This window comes from Sphingomonas sp. BE123 (assembly GCF_031456015.1).
Classification (GTDB): domain Bacteria; phylum Pseudomonadota; class Alphaproteobacteria; order Sphingomonadales; family Sphingomonadaceae; genus Sphingomonas.
Map to the genome: position 1 here is coordinate 1,397,395 of NZ_JAVDTW010000001.1, position 15,057 is coordinate 1,412,451.

Sequence of the window (15,057 nt, forward strand, 5' to 3'; positions counted from 1 at the left end):
CGGATGGGGAGGGTGACGTGAAAAAATGGCTTTGGGGTGTTTTTGCCCTGATCGCGGTGGCGTTGTTCGCCTTTTTCGCTTTTGCCCCCGGCTATGTCGAAAAGGGCATGAATCAAGTCGTCGCGACGCGGTTGCCGACTGTGTCCGATTCCACCCGCAAATTGCACGCACGTCTCCAGATCGCGGACATGCATGAGGACACGTTGCTGTGGCAACGCGACGTGCTGACGCGCGCGTCACGCGGGCATGTCGACCTGCCCCGGCTGATCGAGGGCAATGTCGCGCTCCAGGTGTTTTCGTCGGTGACCAAGACGCCGAAGAACCAGAATTACGACGCCAACTCCGCCGAGACCGACAATATCACGCTGCTGACGGTGGCGCAGATGCAGCCGCCGCGCACCTGGACCTCGCTGCTCGAACGCTCGCTCTATCATGCGCAGAAGCTGGAGCGCGCGGCGGCGCGGTCGCAGGGGCGACTCCATGTGATCCGGTCGCCGGGCGAGCTCGACGCGCTGCTCGCCGCGCGCGCGGCGGGGCAGAAGGCGGTCGGCGGGCTGCTGTCGATCGAGGGGCTGCAGAATATGGAGAGCAGGATCGAGAATCTCGACCGGCTCTACAATGCGGGCTTCCGCATGGCGGGGCTGGTCCATTTCTTCGACAATGAGATCGCCGGGTCGATGCATGGCGAGAAGAAGGGCGGCCTCACCCCGCTCGGCCGCCAGACGATCGCGCGGATGGAGCAGCTCGGGATGATCGTCGACATCGCGCATGCCAGCCATGCGACGGTGGCGGAGGTGCTCAAGATCGCGAAGCGCCCGGTGGTGTCGAGCCATGGCGGGGTGCAGGCGGTGTGCAAGGCCAACCGCAACCTGTCCGACGCCGAGATTCGCGGTGTCGCCAAGACCGGCGGCGTGGTCGGCATCGGATATTGGGACGCGGCGATTTGCGGGACCGAGCCGGAAAAGGTCGCCGCCGCGATTGCGCATGTGCGTGACCTGGTCGGGGTCGACCATGTCGGACTCGGGTCCGATTTCGACGGCGCGGTGACGACCGGGTTCGATACGGCGCAGCTGGTCTATGTGACGCAGGCACTGGTCGATCGCGGGTTCACGGAAGCGGAGATCGGCAAGGTGATGGGCGGCAATGTGTTGCGGGTGCTGCGCGCGGGGATGGTGCCGGGGAAGTAGTCGATAATCCTCCCCCGCAAGGGGGAGGTGGCGCCGCAGGCGACGGAGGGGGAGGACGGCTATGGCCTCTCGACCGTTCGTGCTTCCTCCCCCTCCGTCAGCGCTACGCGCCGCCACCTCCCCCTGGCGGGGGAGGATTTTAAGTTGCGCGGCCGCCCCCTCCACCACGCCGCTTCGCATCGCGGTCCCCCTCCCCGTTCCGGGGAGGATTTGATTCCTCGCGTCGTGACCTTATAGCCCCCGCGCATGGAGCGGCTGGACGGAGCGGCTGCGGTCCCCGCGCATTTGCGCGGCGGGATCGTTGCGCTGGGGAATTTCGACGGCTTTCACCGCGGCCACCAGGCGGTGGTGGGCCGTGCGCTGGCGCGTGCGCGCGATGCAGGGCGTCCCGCGATCGTCGCGACGTTCGACCCGCACCCGGTGCGGCATTTCCGGCCCGATACCCCGCCCTTTCGCCTGACCACGCTCGACCAGCGGCAGCGACTGTTTGCGCAGGCGGGTGCCGATGCGATGCTGGTATTCGGGTTCGACGCCGCCCTTGCCGGCCTGTCGGCGCGCGACTTTGCGCAGCAGCGGCTGGTCGAGCTGATCGGCGCGGGTGGCGTCGTGACCGGCGCGGACTTCACCTTTGGCAAGGGACGCGATGGCAATGTCGCGGTGCTGGCGGAACTCGGCGCGGAATTGGGGTTCAGCGTCGACACGGTGTCGCCGGTCGCCGCAGAGGGCGAGGTCGTGTCATCGAGCCGGATTCGCGACGCGCTGCGCAATGGCCACCCGCGTGAGGCGGCGGCGCTGCTGACGCGGCCCTTTGCGATCGAGGGCGTGGTCGAGGGTGGCGCGAAGCTGGGCCGCGAACTGGGCTACCCGACCGCCAATATCCGGCTGGGCGCGTATCTGCGCCCGCGTTACGGAATTTATGCCGTACGCGGTCGGCTGGCGGATGGGCGGGTGGTCGATGGGGTGGCCAATCTTGGCATTCGCCCGACGATCGATCCGCCGGTCGAACTGCTCGAACCCTATTTCTTCGACTTTTTCGGCGATCTGTACGGGCAGACGGTCGAGGTACAGTTGATCGACTTTCTGCGCGACGAGGCGAAATATGACGATCTCGACACGCTGAAGGCGCAGATTGCGCGTGATTGCGACGCGGCACGCGAAGCGCTGCGAATTACTTAGCCCCATACTTAGCCCCTCCCCTTCAGGGGAGGGGTTGGGGTGGGGCCTATCCTCTGGGCGCGTCGGTCTCGGTGAGACCCCGACGCCCCACCCCCAACCCCTCCCCTGAAGGGGAGGGGCTTGAGATGCTTTCACCTTTCCCCGCTTTCCTCTAATCGGCGCAGACCCATGACCGACACCAACGAACCCGCACGCGACTGGCGCGACACCGTCTTCCTGCCGAAGACCGATTTTCCGATGAAGGCGGGGCTTGCCGCCAAGGAACCGGAGATCCTCGCGCGCTGGGCCAGGCTGGGCCTGTACGACCGGCTGCGCGAGCAGCGGGCGGGGCGTGAGCGGTTCATCCTGCATGACGGCCCGCCCTATGCGAATGGCGACATTCACATGGGCCATGCGATGAACAAGATCCTCAAGGACATCATCGTGCGCAGCCAGTCGCTGATGGGCAAGGACGCGCCCTATGTCCCCGGCTGGGACTGTCACGGTCTGCCGATCGAGTGGAAGATCGAGGAAGCGTATCGCGCCAAGAAGCTGAACAAGGACGAGGTGCCGGCGGCGGAGTTCCGCGCCGAATGCCGCGCCTATGCCGAGAAATGGGTCGCGGTGCAGCGCGGGCAGTTCGAGCGGCTGGGCGTGATGGGCGATTGGGACGATCCCTACCTCACCATGAAGTTCGACGCCGAGGCGACGATCGCGGGCGAATTGCTGAAGTTCGCGGAATCGGGCCAGCTGTATCGCGGGGCCAAGCCGGTGATGTGGTCGCCGGTCGAAAAGACCGCGCTGGCCGAGGCCGAGGTCGAATATGAGGATGTGGTGTCGACGCAGATCGACGTTGCGTTCGAGATTGTCGATGCGCCTGAGGTGCCCCAGATCTTGGGTGCATTTGCCGTAATCTGGACGACCACACCGTGGACGATTCCAGTGAATCAGGCACTTGCCTATAACCCAGCGTTTGAAAGCCAGAGCTACGAAGCTTGCTACGGTGTCTTCAACGGGTCCGACGGGCGACGTTACGTGCTTTCGCAGGCGCTGGCCGATGCGTTTAGCCGGAGATCGGGCCTAACGTTGACGCTGGAGACCGCGCTGTCAGATGACGCACTGCGCGGTGCCACCGCCCGCCACCCGATGCACCACCTCGGCGGCTTCTTCGCCAAACCGCGTCCGTTCCTGCCCGGCGATTTCGTCACCACCGACGCCGGCACCGGCCTGGTCCATATGGCGCCCGATCATGGCGAGGACGATTTCTTGCTGTGCAAGGCGCATGGCATCGATCCGGTCTTCGCGGTCGACGATGCGGGGATGTACCGCGCCGACTGGCTGTGGCTGGGCGCTCAGGGATCGGTGATCAACAAGAAGTTCGTCGCGAGCGACGGCCCGATCTGCACCGACCTGCGCGCCGCCGGGGCGCTGCTCGCCGCGTCGGACGATTTCGCGCACAGCTATCCGCATAGCTGGCGGTCCAAGGCAAAGATCATCTTCCGCTGCACGCCGCAGTGGTTCATTCCGATGGATGGGGCCCATAAGCCCTCTCCCCTTCAGGGGAGAGGGTTGGGAGAGGGGGACCTCACCGCGATCGAACCGCTTGTTGGCATCGGACTGCCCCTCTCCCCGACCCTCTCCCCTGAAGGGGAGAGGGAGATTGGCAACAACCCCACCCTCCGCAACCTCGCGCTCGATGCGATCGAGCGGACGCGCTGGGTGCCGGAGAAGAGCCGCAATCGCATCCATGCGATGGTCGAGGGGCGCCCGGACTGGGTGATTTCGCGTCAGCGCGCCTGGGGCGTGCCGATCCCGCTCTATGTCCATCGCCAGAGCGGCGATTATCTGCGCGACGAGGCCGTGAACGCGCGCATCCTCGACGCATTTCGTGCCGGGGGCGCGGATGCGTGGTTCGGGGCGGATCATCAGGCGTTGCTGGGGCCGGATTATGATCTGGCTGACTATGAGGTGGTCAACGACATCCTCGACGTGTGGTTCGATTCGGGTTCGACCCACAGCTTCGTAATCGAACAGCGCTATGGCGAAGGCGTGCGCGCCAACCTGTATCTCGAAGGGTCGGACCAGCATCGCGGCTGGTTCCAGTCGTCGCTGCTGGAAAGCGCGGGGACGCGCGGGCGGGCGCCCTATGACGCGGTGCTGACGCATGGCTTCGCGCTCGACGGGCAGGGGCGGAAAATGTCCAAGTCGCTGGGCAATGTCGTCGACCCGCTCAAGATCATCGGCGAGAGCGGCGCGGACATATTGCGGCTATGGGTCGCGCAGACCGATTATTTCGAGGATGTGCGGATCGGCAAGGAAGTGCTGGCGGGCACGGGCGACGCGTATCGCAAGATCCGCAACACCTTCCGCTATCTGCTTGGCGCGCTCGATGGCTTCACCGATGCGGAGAAGGTCGGAGTCGGCAAGATGCCCGAGCTGGAGCTGTATGTGCTCCACAAGCTCGGCATGCTCGATGTCGAGCTGAAGGCGGCGGCGGAGGCGTATGAGTTCAACCGCTATGCGCGTGCGCTGTCGGACTTCATGAATGAGGACCTGTCGGCCTTCTTCTTCGATATCCGCAAGGATTGCCTCTATTGCGACGCGGCGGACAGCCCGAAGCGGCGCGCGTATCGCACGGTGCTCGACACGCTGTTCCACGCACTGGTGCGCTATGCCGCGCCGATCCTGGCGTTCACCGCCGAGGAAGTGTGGCAGGCGCGGTTCCCGAGCGAGGACGGGTCGGTCCACTTCCTCGAATGGCCCGAGCTTCCGGCGCTGCCCGGCGACGATCTGATCACCACCGAGTGGGAGGATATCCGGCGCCAGCGCGAAGCGGTGACCGAGGCGATCGAGCCGCTGCGGCGCGAGAAGGTGATTCGCTCCAGCCTCGAGGCGGAAGTCACCGTGCCCAACCTGCTGCGCCCGGCGGCGGAGCTGGCCGAAGTGTTCATCGTCGCCGATGTGCATCATGGCGCGGATGACGCGGTCGCGGTCAAGCGGACCGAGCACAACAAGTGCGGACGGTGCTGGCGTCTGCTGCCAGAGGTTGAAGCCGATGGCGCGCTGTGCCACCGCTGCGACTCAGTCGTTTCCTGAAAGACATGGGGTCCATGAACCGCAACCGCATGATCGGCTTCGCCCTCGCCCTGCTGATCTTTGTCGCCGATCAGGCGGTGAAGGCATGGGTGGTCGAAGGGCTGGGCATCGACGCGCCGGGCAAGGCGATCGAGGTCGTGTCCTTTTTCGACCTGCGCTTCGTCGCCAATATCGGCGTGTCGCTGGGCCTGCTCGCGGCCGAGACCGATACGATGCGCTGGGCGCTGGTCGCGCTGACCGCGGGAATCGCCGGCGGCGTGGGCTGGTGGATGCTCAAGGAGCAGAACCGGTACGAGCTGCTTGCGCTGGCTTTGGTGCTGGGCGGCGCGCTGGGCAATATCGTCGATCGCGTGCGCTTTGGCTATGTCGTCGACTATGCCGATCTGCACTTTGGCGAATGGCGCCCTTTTTTGGTCTTCAATGTCGCCGATGCTGCGATTACCATCGGCGTCCTGATCCTGCTCATCCGGGCGCTGTTCGTGCGTGAGAAACCCAAGGCCGATGAACCCGGCGCCCCTGTGGAGAATGCCAATGCGTAAGTCCGTGCTTGTTGTCGCTGTATGCGGCGCGGCGACCCTGCTCGCCGGTTGCGGCAGCAGCCTGTTGGGCGACCGCAAGCGGCCCGACGAGTTCGCCGTGGCGCGTCAGGCGCCGCTGGTGATCCCGCCCGACTTCGCGCTGCGCCCGCCCCAGCCCGGCGCCCCGCGCCCGCAGGACGCCGGCGGCCCGGCGCAGCAGGCGCTGGAAGCGCTGTTCGGCGGGACCGCGCCGCGCAGCGCCGCCGAGCGTGCTGCGATCGACGCTGCGGGTGGCACCTCTGCCGCTGCTGCCGGAATCCGCTCCGACGTCGGCAGCCCGGACACGACCGTCGTCGACAAGGGCAGCACGACCCGCGACATCATCGCCGCGCCGCAGGGCGATGGCCGCGACGCGCAGACCCAGGTCGGCGCCCCGGCCCCGGCGGCATCGCCGACGCCGCAGAACTGACCCCCTGCCCGTCCCCGCACGGGGGCCGGCAGCGCACAGCAAAAGGGCCGCGGAACCCGGGTTCCGCGGCCCTTCGCGTGTCGAGACGCCGGCTGGCTTAGAAGGCCGCGCCGAGCGTGAACAGCACCGCGCCGTCGGCGCCGATCGCTTCCTTGTACCCGCCCAGCTTGGGCGCGTCGGTGTTGACGTAGGACACGCCCAGCGTCAGCACCTTCCAGCTCACTTCGGCGCCGACCGAATAGTCGAACACGTCGCCGTCGAGGCCGCCGAGGAAGCTGTCGCTCTTGGCATAGCCGGCATGCGCCTTGAGCTTCACCGGGGTGCTGGGGATGCCAACCGCGGCATCGGTGTAGAGGTAGACCGCGCTTTCGTCACCGAGCGCGTCCTGCCCGCCCCATGCCCAGGCGACACCGCCCTTGAGCGTGGCCGGACCGACGGTGCCGGTCACCGAGAAATACGGTTCGATGATCGTCGAGTCGGAAGCGCCCGGATAGAGGTAGGCGGTCGCGCCGATGTCGAGCGTGAGGCCCGAGGTCACTTCCTTCGCGAAGCCGGCGAACACGTCGATCTCGCTGCCATTGGCGAAGCCGACGCCCGACCCCCAGGTGCCGACATAGAAGCCGCTTTCATGCGCGACGGTGAAGCCGCCCTGAATCGTCGCTTCTTCGTTGGTCTGGCTGAAGCCGCGGAAGCGATAGTCGCTGACCACCGTTGCCGACCCGGTGATGGTGATCGCGTCGGGCGCTTCGGTTTCGTCCTGCGCGAACGCGGGGGTTGCGGTGGCGGCGAGCAGCAGCGCGCCGGCGATGGACTTGGTCAAACGCATGGGATCCCTTTCGTCTTGATGCGATACGGCCCCGCCTGCGATGAAAGGGACGCCGCATTGGCTCAGGGCAGGGCCCCGGCGCGGCTATTGCCTCTCACCGGGACGGAACCTGACTCAATCCGCTGCGGCGCACAATTCCATTTCGCCGGAGAAACGCGATTGCCCGTGCGCTGTTGCGGCGGCGCAACAGAATTGTCACGGATGCAACCGCTCCCCCGCGCCGGTCACTTCACCGCGACGATTGCGTCAATCTCAACCGCCGCACCGCGCGGCAGCACCGCCACGCCGACTGCGGCGCGGGCGTGGCGGCCCGCTTCGCCGAACAGCTTTTCCATCAGCTCCGAGGCGCCATTGGCGACCTGGGGCTGTTCGGTGAAGCCGGGGGCGGAGTTGACGAACACGCCGAGCTTCACGATCCGCTCCACGCGGTCGAACCCGCCCAGCGCCTTTTCGATCTGGGCAACGACCATCAGGCCGCAGCGTTCGGCGGCTTCCTGACCATAGGCCAGGTCGCGATCTTCGCCGAGGCGGCCGGTCATCACGACGCCGTCCTTGAACGGCAGCTGGCCGGAGACATGCATCAGCCCGCCGGCAGTGACGGTGGGGACATAGGCCGCGACCGGGGCTGCGGCTTCGGGCAGTTCGAGGCCGAGTTCGGCGAGTTTGGCGTGGACGTCGGTCATGGAGTCTCTCCCTGGAGGTTAGGATCGGGGTGCGGGCACGCCATCGGCGAAGCGCGCGGAAATCCAGCGCCGTGCCTCGCGCCAGTCGTCGATGCGGGCGTGCGCGTGCGGCGCGACCGGGACATTGGGGGCAAGCAGAGGCTCGGACACCATGTGCAGCCGGAACACATGCGGGGCTTCGCGCGCCACCGATTCATGATGCGTCGCGAGATCATCGACGAACACCGCGACGCTGGCGCCATGTTCCTCGACGAGCTGCGCGACCGGACGGCCCTTTCCGCCCTGATTGCATTCGACGCGGTGGACGATGCCATGGGTGTCGAGCTGGGCGATGCGATGCTCGCGGCAATGATCTTTGAGATTGGTCAGGATCACGATCTCGGCATGCTCGGCCAGCAGTTCCAGCGATTCGCGCGCGTGCGGGACCAGTGTCTGACGGTCCATCTGCGCGGGGAAGAAGCCGTCGAGATAGCCCCACATCGCCTCGGCCGTCAGCGCGCGGCCGTCGCGCGGCTTCATCGCGCGCGACCAGTCATGGCTCGACAGATCGAATTCGATATCATGCGCTTCATCGAGCCAGATGCCGAAATGCCGCACCATATGCAGCAGCACTTCGTCGCAGTCGCAGATCAAGAGCGGTTTCATTGGGTCTCCAGCGCGTGGCGGGCGGCGACGAGCGCGGCAGGGGTGGTACCGGTGGCGTCGGCACAGGCGATCAGATCGGGCTCATGCGCTTCCAGAAAGCCGAGCACTGCGGCCAGCACCTGCGGATCGGCGGCGCGCGCGCGCAAATCGTGCGGCGACAGGCCGGTCAGATCGAGCAGCCGGTGCGCGCGCGCCGAATCGGACAAGGCCCAGGCCAGCGCGCCGAGCGCGAGCGTCCCCGCCTCCTCATTTGTCACCGCGTTGCGCATCGCCTAGAGCTTCGCCCAATCGTTCGTTGGCCAATCGTTCGTCGAAGGGATCGCGTGGCAAAAAGGGTGCTGGTTGTCGAGGACAACGAACTCAACCTCAAACTTTTCTGCGACCTGTTGCGCGCGCACGGGTTCGAGACCGCGGCCGTGCGCGACGGGCGCGAGGCGGTGTCGACCGCGCGCAGCTTCGCCCCCGATCTGGTCATCACCGACATCCAGCTGCCGCATATTTCCGGCATCGACATCATCGCCCGCATGCGCGGCGACCCGGCGCTGAAGGCGATCCCGGTGATGGCGGTGACCGCCTATGCCGGGCAGGAGGACGAAGCCCGCATCCGCGCGGCGGGCGCCAATGCCTATGTGACCAAGCCGATTTCGGTGATGCGGTTTGTGGAGGAGGTGCAGGGGTTGTTGTAGCGGGTGGGCTAGGGTTGGCTTCCGCGCGTGATGATGGGTTGGGATTAGGTATTGTGTCTTTGTAATTCAAAAATATTGCGTCGCCTTACGGCTGAACGATTGACCGATCGCCTTGCTACTCAGGCGCGCTAATCTCCCACTCTACGGCACGAACACACCTATAGACGCTTTACTCGTCCAGCGTGACTGGCCGGCTTTCTGCGACCTGTTCGCATCAGCAGGTTTTCGCTGATGAGTGTTTCAATCCTCGCCCATTCCCGTAGTGATCGCCTCGCGCCAGCTCTGGTTGTTCACCAGTCGCGAGATGGAGAAGCTGATACCCGAGCAATTGGGCTGCTCTGCTGCGATTTCTTTAACCGTGCGCGCAAGACTGTCAGGCATCGTCGGTCCAAACGTCACCCGTTCGATCAATCCGGCCGGAAGAGGGATGTGGAAGCTGGGCTCAGCGAAAAACTCGTCCTGCCATGCCACGATTCGATATTCTTCCTCGGCCTTAAATGTGTCTCTCTTGAGAAACGGAAGGTCCTCAAGCGCGATCGGTCGACGCTCCTTCACTTGCTTCAGGTTCTCGTAAATCACCGGCCTGTGCCAGACGTTGTGGTGGAGTATCTCGCGACACTTCTCGTTGAGGTGATTTATCAGGCTTTCGCGATCAAAATGGATACAAAGCCCGTGACTGTGTCCTGCAAAGATTTGCCAGTGATGTGCTTGCTCGCCACCGTCTGCTAGACAGAGGGCATAAACCCGTCCCTCCCCCTTCTTTTGGCTAAATAGCTTTAGACCAAGCGCATCGTTCTGGTCGAACCATCGCGACGGATCGAGGAGCGTGAGGCGGTTATGACGAACAATATCGAGAAGCGACAGAACGTCGGTATATCTGCGCAGCACCCTGTCGGCCATGTCCCCTCCCGCTGACGTAAGAATAGCTGGGCGGCGATAAGATGCTAGAAGCTATCGCGTTCACTCAGGCCCCGAAAGGGTGAACGCGCCTGCCCCACCCCAAACACAAAAAGCCGCAGAAGCGATCCTTCTGCGGCTCCGCATTGTGCGCGGTCCCGGCCTGCGCCGGGACTGCGTAAACTTCGCTGCGCGAAGTTTACTTGATCTTCGCTTCCTTGAACTCGACATGCTTGCGCACGACGGGATCGTACTTCCGGAAGCTCAGCTTCTCGGTCTGGTTGCGCGGGTTCTTCTTGGTCACGTAGAAAAAGCCGGTGTCAGCGGTGCTGACGAGCTTGATCTTGACGGTAGTCGGCTTGGCCATCGCCCGAATCCTGCATAATTCAAAAAAAGTTTAGCGGCCGCGCGCTGGCAGACCGCTATCAGGGGAGGGCGCATGCCCCCTCGCCGCCGCCTTGTCAAGGCTTGGCCGCCCTTAGCTACGGTTTAGGCACCCTTTAACCATGTTGCCGCATGATCGTGCGATAGCGGGTTCCAATGGCGCGGAGGCGGCAATGGCGGACGGACGGAATTGGGCGTTGATCGGTGAGCTGCAGGCGCGAATCACGTCGATCGAGGGGCGTGCAGCGCGCGCAGCAACCGCCGACCTCGCCGCAGATCTCGATTCGATCCGCCGCCTCGCGATGGCCAACGGGCTGACCCCGGCGGTGTGCATCGTCCATGCGATCGAATCGGCACTGGCATCGGGCCAGCGCGGGCCACTGATCGCCGACGGGCTGTCGCTGCTGCGCGATGCGGTCGCCTGTGGCCGGTCCGATTCGCGGGCGGGCGCCGTGTTCGCTGCGGCGAGCGCGATTCGCCTCGCCAGCTGACCTTCGTTCATGGAAGCGGCGGTCCCGGCGTTCATCGCTGCACTCCTGATTCAGGCGGGCGACCGGTCGCCCTGGCTCGTCGCGATACTTGCCGATCGCTATGGCCGGCCGTTCATCGTCGCCTGCGCCGCATTGCTTGCCCATGCCGCCGGCCATGCGCTCGCCGCGACCGGAGCGTTGCTGATCGCACCACTGCTGACGCCCAACGCCAAGCAGTTGCTGCTGGCGCTGGCGTGCCTGTTCGCCGCAGCCGGATTGCTGTGGCGGCTCAAGCCGCCCGACCGGCTGGAGGGGTGGCGGCTCGGCGCGCTGCTGACCCCATTGCTGGGGGTGTTCATCCTCGCGCTGGGCGACACCGCCCAATTCTTCACCCTCGCGCTCGGGGTGCGCGGCGCATCGCCGTGGTTCGCGTTCGGCGGCGCCTGGGCCGGGATCCTTGTCGTGACGCTGGCCGCTGCGCTGATGGGCGAGATGGCGTGGCGCCAATTGCCAACGCGCGCCTATCGCATCGGGCTCGGCCTGGTCGCACTGACGGCCGGGAGCATGCTCGCCGCCGGCGCGCTGCGGCTGGTCTGACCGCACCACTCGATCATAGTGAGTTGAGATTTAAGCGCGCGCGGCGGGATCCGAAATGCGATGAGAGTCGTTGCACTGCCGACTCAATCCAACGGAGGACCCGCACCATGGCCGAACCGAACGCCAAGCTGAAAACCCCGACCGATCTCAAGAGCAACGACGCCAAGAGCGTTGCCGAGGCGCTCAACGGCATTCTTGCGGACAGCTATGCGCTGTATCTGAAGACCAAGAATTTTCACTGGCACGTCTCGGGCCCGCATTTTCGCGATTATCACCTGATGCTCGACGAGCAGGCGGCGCAGATCCTGGCGACCACCGACGCGATCGCCGAACGGGTGCGCAAGACCGGCAACACCACGCTGCGTTCGATCGGCGACATTGCGCGGCGCCAGACGATCAAGGACAATGACGCCGATTTCGTCAGCGCCGAGGACATGCTGGCCGAACTGCGCGAGGATAATCTCAAGCTGGTCGAAATCCTGCGCGAGGCCAAGGAGATCATCGACGAGGCCAAGGACAATGCCACCAGCGGGGTGATCGACGACTGGACCGACCAGGCCGAGGAACGCGCCTGGTTCCTGTTCGAGACCAGCCGCAAGGGGTAGCCTTTGATTGGCTTCAGCTTTGCTGAAGCGCGGCACCGGCCCGCTCCCCCACCCGGTCACCCATTTCAGAATATCCTCCCGATGGGTGGCCGGGTGGGGGAGCGGGCCGGTGCCGCAACCGATCCAGCGACGCTGGATCAAACGAAAATGGAAATGGCGCACCCGAAGGGATTCGAACCCCTGGCCTCTGCCTTCGGAGGGCAGCGCTCTATCCAGCTGAGCTACGGGTGCGTGGGAAGCAGCGCCTAGCAAAGCCGCGCGGCCGACGCCAGCGTTAAACGGCGGGTTGTTTCATACTCTTTGGCGCTGGCGTCTTGGGCTTGAAGGCGCACAGGTCAGCTACCGGACAGCGCCAGCATTCGGGCGTGCGCGCCTTGCAGATGTAGCGGCCATGCAGGATCAGCCAGTGGTGCGCGTGAAGCCGGAACGGTTGCGGCACCGCCTTTTCCAGCTTTTTCTCGACCGCCAGCGGGGTCTTGCCCCGCGCCATGCCGGTGCGGTTGCCGACGCGAAACAGATGCGTGTCGACCGCGAAGGTTTCGTGCCCGAAGGCGACGTTCATCACGACATTGGCGGTCTTGCGCCCGACCCCGGGGAGGTTTTCGAGTGCGTCGCGATCCTCGGGCACCTGGCTGCCATGCTGGGCGATCAGCGCTTCGCTGAGCGCGATGACGTTCTTGGCCTTGCTGTTGAACAGGCCGATCGTCTTGATGTGCTGCTTGAGGCCATCCTCGCCCAGCGCGACCATCTTTTCGGGCGTATCGACTTCGGCGAACAGGCGGCGGGTCGCCTTGTTCACTCCGGCATCGGTCGCCTGTGCCGACAGCACCACGGCAACGAGCAGCGTATAATGGTTGACCGATTCGAGCTCGGTTTCAGGATGCGGGTTGGCCGCAGCCAGCCGCTCGAAGAAGGCGAAGATCTGGGCTTTGTTCATCGGGCCACCTCTACCACGCGGTCAGCGTGTGCGTCGTTGCTTTGCCGGTATCGAGGTGGGCGATCCGCAGCAGTTGGTCCGGCCCGCCGCTACCGTCACCGATCGGCCTAACCGAGACGAGGACCCGCGCCGGGTTTGCCGCCCAGAATGCCGGCGATGCGAGCGAGTCATAATGGTCGGCAGCATCTGAGGAAAATCGGAACAGGTCGACAGGCGCACGACCGGCGCGCAGGACGGCATTCGCATTGAGCGCATAGCCGAACCTGGCCCAGGCAACGATCAGCGCCGGATCATCGGGATCGCCATCGGGTGCGATATCCTGAACCTGCACATAGGGCAGCGGCTTGCGCTGTCCCCATGGTGCCGCCTCGCGGGTGCGGCGCGCGACCATCGCGTCTAGCGTTCCGATCGCCGTCACCGATCCGCAACCCAGACGATAGAGCGGTTGCCCGGCGCGGGCACGATCAACGACATAGGCAACGCGGCCGGGATAATAGGCGATCATGAACCGCGGCCCGCCCATTCTGACGAGATACTGCCTGGCGTCAGGGGTCGGTTGCGCGGCCTGACCGAGATCGACAACACAAGGTTCGGGCCGCCCGTCAAGCCCCTTGCCGAACACCAGCCGCGTACCCTTGTGCAGGATCAGTTCGGCACGATTCCCGGTCTGGCCTGCCCAGATCGGATCCCCCTCCGCGACCGCGCAACCGGTGACCAGACGTGTGTCCATGCGCAGACAGCCCCGTGCATGCAGCCCCCGATCGACTGCGACAAAGCGAGGAAATGCATCGTCATCGTCCGCGGCAGGGTTTGCGGGGTCGTGATCCCAGCGATGCCACATCGGCACGTCACGCATCGCCAAGGCATCGCCGTCAAATGCGCGCGAGCGGAATGTCGCCGAAAGCCGGACCTGCGCCAAGCCATGATCCATCGGCAGGCGGAACCGGTGGCGCACTTCCTCAACGGCGGAGACAAGGATGATGCCGTTGTCGGTCGCTATATGGTCGTAATGCCGGCGTTCGGTCGCATCGCGGTCGCATCCTGCGAGCGCCAGCATCATGGCCAGCGCGGCGAGCCTAAAGCCCAAGCACCGAGTCCATCGTGTAGCGCCCGGCGGGCTGGTGCGCGAGCCACAACGCCGCGCGGACCGCGCCGCGGGCGAAGATCGCGCGATCTTCCGCGCGGTGCGCCAATTCGATCCGCTCGCCCTCGGTCGCCAGCATCACGCTGTGATCGCCGACGATGCTGCCGCCGCGCAGCGAGGCAAAGCCGATCGTCCCCTCGGCCCGCGCGCCCGACAGCCCGGCGCGATCGGCCACGCGCACCTCGCCCAGCGACAGGCCCCGCCCCGCTGCCGCCGCCTCGCCCAGCATCAGCGCGGTGCCCGACGGCGCGTCGAGCTTGTGGCGATGATGCGCCTCGACGATCTCGATATCCCAGTCGGGGCCGAGCCGCGCCGCAGCTTCGCGCACCAGCCGGGTAAGCAGCACGACGCCGAGCGAGGTGTTGCCGGTCTGAAGCACCGCAATGTCGCGTGCGGCTTCATCAATGGCGGCATGATCCGCCGGGCTGAGGCCGGTGGTGCCGATCACGATCGGCGTCCCCGCGTCGCGCGCGGCGGCGAGATGGACGCCGAGCGCGGCGGCGGTCGAGAAATCGACCAATGCATCGGCGGCGCGCGCCAGTTCCGCGGGATCGTCGCCTGCGTCGGCGCCGCCAGCCAGGCGCACCCCCTGAACGGTCAAGATGTCGCGGATCGCGGTGCCCATGCGGCCAAGGCTGCCGTAAATGCCGATGCTGGTCATGCGCCGTGCTTGGCGGGGCGGGCGGCCGACTGCAACAAGGGAATTGTTGCAGCATTGCTGCATCCGGCTTTTCGCTTGCGGTCCGGTCGGTTGGCGG

18 protein-coding genes and 1 tRNA gene are annotated in these 15,057 nt (G+C 65.5%); 9 read left to right on the plus strand and 10 right to left on the minus strand.

Annotation, left to right across the window (positions count from 1 at the left end; genetic code table 11):
- Nucleotides 1-17: 17 nt before the first annotated feature.
- From J2Y54_RS06940 to J2Y54_RS06960, 5 genes are all read left to right on the plus strand, one after another.
- A complete protein-coding gene (locus J2Y54_RS06940; RefSeq protein ID WP_310038074.1) occupies nucleotides 18-1,187 on the plus strand; it encodes a dipeptidase in 1,170 nt (389 codons plus the stop codon).
- A gap of 246 nt (nucleotides 1,188-1,433) precedes the next feature.
- Complete coding sequence (locus J2Y54_RS06945) at nucleotides 1,434-2,363, plus strand: bifunctional riboflavin kinase/FAD synthetase (RefSeq protein ID WP_310038076.1); 930 nt, start codon at nucleotides 1,434-1,436, stop codon at nucleotides 2,361-2,363.
- A gap of 168 nt (nucleotides 2,364-2,531) precedes the next feature.
- Nucleotides 2,532-5,438: an isoleucine--tRNA ligase gene (gene ileS, locus J2Y54_RS06950; RefSeq protein WP_310038077.1), complete on the plus strand. Its 2,907-nt coding sequence runs from the start codon at nucleotides 2,532-2,534 to the stop codon at nucleotides 5,436-5,438.
- Between the two features lie 14 nt (nucleotides 5,439-5,452).
- Nucleotides 5,453-5,977: a signal peptidase II gene (lspA, locus tag J2Y54_RS06955; protein ID WP_310038496.1), complete on the plus strand. Its 525-nt coding sequence runs from the start codon at nucleotides 5,453-5,455 to the stop codon at nucleotides 5,975-5,977.
- A complete protein-coding gene (locus J2Y54_RS06960) occupies nucleotides 5,970-6,425 on the plus strand; it encodes a DUF3035 domain-containing protein (RefSeq protein ID WP_310038078.1) in 456 nt (151 codons plus the stop codon). The genes lspA and J2Y54_RS06960 overlap by 8 nt, the downstream gene beginning before the upstream one ends.
- A 97-nt stretch (nucleotides 6,426-6,522) precedes the next feature.
- On the opposite strand, the gene J2Y54_RS06965 is transcribed toward J2Y54_RS06960, so the two are convergent.
- From J2Y54_RS06965 to J2Y54_RS06980, 4 genes are all read right to left on the minus strand, one after another.
- On the minus strand, nucleotides 6,523-7,245 hold the full coding sequence (locus J2Y54_RS06965) for a TorF family putative porin (RefSeq protein ID WP_310038080.1): 723 nt from the start codon (nucleotides 7,243-7,245) through the stop codon (nucleotides 6,523-6,525).
- A gap of 230 nt (nucleotides 7,246-7,475) precedes the next feature.
- Nucleotides 7,476-7,934 (minus strand): RidA family protein, encoded by a 459-nt coding sequence (locus J2Y54_RS06970; RefSeq protein WP_310038081.1) that lies wholly within the window; start codon nucleotides 7,932-7,934, stop codon nucleotides 7,476-7,478.
- 18 nt (nucleotides 7,935-7,952) lie between these two features.
- Nucleotides 7,953-8,579, minus strand: coding sequence for an HAD family hydrolase (locus J2Y54_RS06975; protein ID WP_310038083.1), 627 nt, complete (start codon nucleotides 8,577-8,579; stop codon nucleotides 7,953-7,955).
- Nucleotides 8,576-8,848 carry a DUF3572 family protein gene (locus tag J2Y54_RS06980; protein WP_310038084.1) on the minus strand — a complete coding sequence of 91 codons (273 nt, stop codon included), beginning with the start codon at nucleotides 8,846-8,848 and terminating at the stop codon, nucleotides 8,576-8,578. The genes J2Y54_RS06975 and J2Y54_RS06980 overlap by 4 nt, the downstream gene beginning before the upstream one ends.
- Before the next feature lie 54 nt (nucleotides 8,849-8,902).
- Between J2Y54_RS06980 and J2Y54_RS06985 the strand changes: the two genes are divergently transcribed.
- On the plus strand, nucleotides 8,903-9,265 hold the full coding sequence (locus J2Y54_RS06985; RefSeq protein WP_310038086.1) for a response regulator: 363 nt from the start codon (nucleotides 8,903-8,905) through the stop codon (nucleotides 9,263-9,265).
- A 240-nt stretch (nucleotides 9,266-9,505) separates the two neighbouring features.
- On the opposite strand, the gene J2Y54_RS06990 is transcribed toward J2Y54_RS06985, so the two are convergent.
- Nucleotides 9,506-10,165: a DUF2971 domain-containing protein gene (locus J2Y54_RS06990; RefSeq protein ID WP_310038087.1), complete on the minus strand. Its 660-nt coding sequence runs from the start codon at nucleotides 10,163-10,165 to the stop codon at nucleotides 9,506-9,508.
- 196 nt (nucleotides 10,166-10,361) lie between these two features.
- Nucleotides 10,362-10,529: a 50S ribosomal protein L33 gene (gene rpmG / locus J2Y54_RS06995; RefSeq protein ID WP_066664926.1), complete on the minus strand. Its 168-nt coding sequence runs from the start codon at nucleotides 10,527-10,529 to the stop codon at nucleotides 10,362-10,364.
- A gap of 190 nt (nucleotides 10,530-10,719) precedes the next feature.
- On the opposite strand from rpmG, the gene J2Y54_RS07000 reads away from it, so the two are divergent.
- From J2Y54_RS07000 to J2Y54_RS07010, 3 genes are all read left to right on the plus strand, one after another.
- Nucleotides 10,720-11,037, plus strand: coding sequence for a hypothetical protein (locus J2Y54_RS07000; protein ID WP_310038088.1), 318 nt, complete (start codon nucleotides 10,720-10,722; stop codon nucleotides 11,035-11,037).
- A 9-nt stretch (nucleotides 11,038-11,046) separates the two neighbouring features.
- Nucleotides 11,047-11,613, plus strand: coding sequence for a TMEM165/GDT1 family protein (locus J2Y54_RS07005; RefSeq protein ID WP_310038089.1), 567 nt, complete (start codon nucleotides 11,047-11,049; stop codon nucleotides 11,611-11,613).
- A gap of 107 nt (nucleotides 11,614-11,720) precedes the next feature.
- The gene (locus tag J2Y54_RS07010) at nucleotides 11,721-12,218 is read left to right on the plus strand and encodes a DNA starvation/stationary phase protection protein (RefSeq protein WP_310038090.1); all 498 of its coding nucleotides are present in this window, start codon (nucleotides 11,721-11,723) and stop codon (nucleotides 12,216-12,218) included.
- A gap of 154 nt (nucleotides 12,219-12,372) precedes the next feature.
- Here J2Y54_RS07010 and J2Y54_RS07015 read toward each other — a convergent pair.
- The 4 genes from J2Y54_RS07015 to dapB all read right to left on the minus strand — a co-directional run bounded on the left by J2Y54_RS07015 (nucleotide 12,373) and on the right by dapB (nucleotide 14,960).
- Nucleotides 12,373-12,449: transfer RNA gene (locus tag J2Y54_RS07015), tRNA-Arg, on the minus strand.
- Between the two features lie 43 nt (nucleotides 12,450-12,492).
- Nucleotides 12,493-13,155, minus strand: coding sequence for an endonuclease III (nth, locus tag J2Y54_RS07020; protein WP_310038091.1), 663 nt, complete (start codon nucleotides 13,153-13,155; stop codon nucleotides 12,493-12,495).
- 10 nt (nucleotides 13,156-13,165) lie between these two features.
- A complete protein-coding gene (locus tag J2Y54_RS07025) occupies nucleotides 13,166-14,242 on the minus strand; it encodes a hypothetical protein (protein WP_310038093.1) in 1,077 nt (358 codons plus the stop codon).
- Entirely contained in the window at nucleotides 14,232-14,960 is a 729-nt protein-coding gene (dapB, locus tag J2Y54_RS07030; protein WP_310038096.1) for a 4-hydroxy-tetrahydrodipicolinate reductase, read from the minus strand. Before dapB ends, J2Y54_RS07025 begins: the two co-directional genes overlap by 11 nt.
- Between the last annotated feature and the right edge of the window lie 97 nt (nucleotides 14,961-15,057).

Bases quoted from the DNA above. Each gene is read 5' to 3' on its own strand.
- nth (WP_310038091.1), bottom strand. From the start codon at position 13,155: ATGAACAAAGCCCAGATCTTCGCCTTCTTCGAGCGGCTGGCTGCGGCC.
- J2Y54_RS06945 (WP_310038076.1), top strand. From the start codon at position 1,434: ATGGAGCGGCTGGACGGAGCGGCTGCGGTCCCCGCGCATTTGCGCGGC.
- rpmG (WP_066664926.1), bottom strand. From the start codon at position 10,529: ATGGCCAAGCCGACTACCGTCAAGATCAAGCTCGTCAGCACCGCTGAC.
- J2Y54_RS06970 (WP_310038081.1), bottom strand. From the start codon at position 7,934: ATGACCGACGTCCACGCCAAACTCGCCGAACTCGGCCTCGAACTGCCC.
- J2Y54_RS07000 (WP_310038088.1), top strand. From the start codon at position 10,720: ATGGCGGACGGACGGAATTGGGCGTTGATCGGTGAGCTGCAGGCGCGA.
- dapB (WP_310038096.1), bottom strand. From the start codon at position 14,960: ATGACCAGCATCGGCATTTACGGCAGCCTTGGCCGCATGGGCACCGCG.
- ileS (WP_310038077.1), top strand. From the start codon at position 2,532: ATGACCGACACCAACGAACCCGCACGCGACTGGCGCGACACCGTCTTC.
- J2Y54_RS06960 (WP_310038078.1), top strand. From the start codon at position 5,970: ATGCGTAAGTCCGTGCTTGTTGTCGCTGTATGCGGCGCGGCGACCCTG.
- J2Y54_RS06980 (WP_310038084.1), bottom strand. From the start codon at position 8,848: ATGCGCAACGCGGTGACAAATGAGGAGGCGGGGACGCTCGCGCTCGGC.
- J2Y54_RS06990 (WP_310038087.1), bottom strand. From the start codon at position 10,165: ATGGCCGACAGGGTGCTGCGCAGATATACCGACGTTCTGTCGCTTCTC.
- J2Y54_RS07010 (WP_310038090.1), top strand. From the start codon at position 11,721: ATGGCCGAACCGAACGCCAAGCTGAAAACCCCGACCGATCTCAAGAGC.
- J2Y54_RS06975 (WP_310038083.1), bottom strand. From the start codon at position 8,579: ATGAAACCGCTCTTGATCTGCGACTGCGACGAAGTGCTGCTGCATATG.
- J2Y54_RS07005 (WP_310038089.1), top strand. From the start codon at position 11,047: ATGGAAGCGGCGGTCCCGGCGTTCATCGCTGCACTCCTGATTCAGGCG.
- lspA (WP_310038496.1), top strand. From the start codon at position 5,453: ATGAACCGCAACCGCATGATCGGCTTCGCCCTCGCCCTGCTGATCTTT.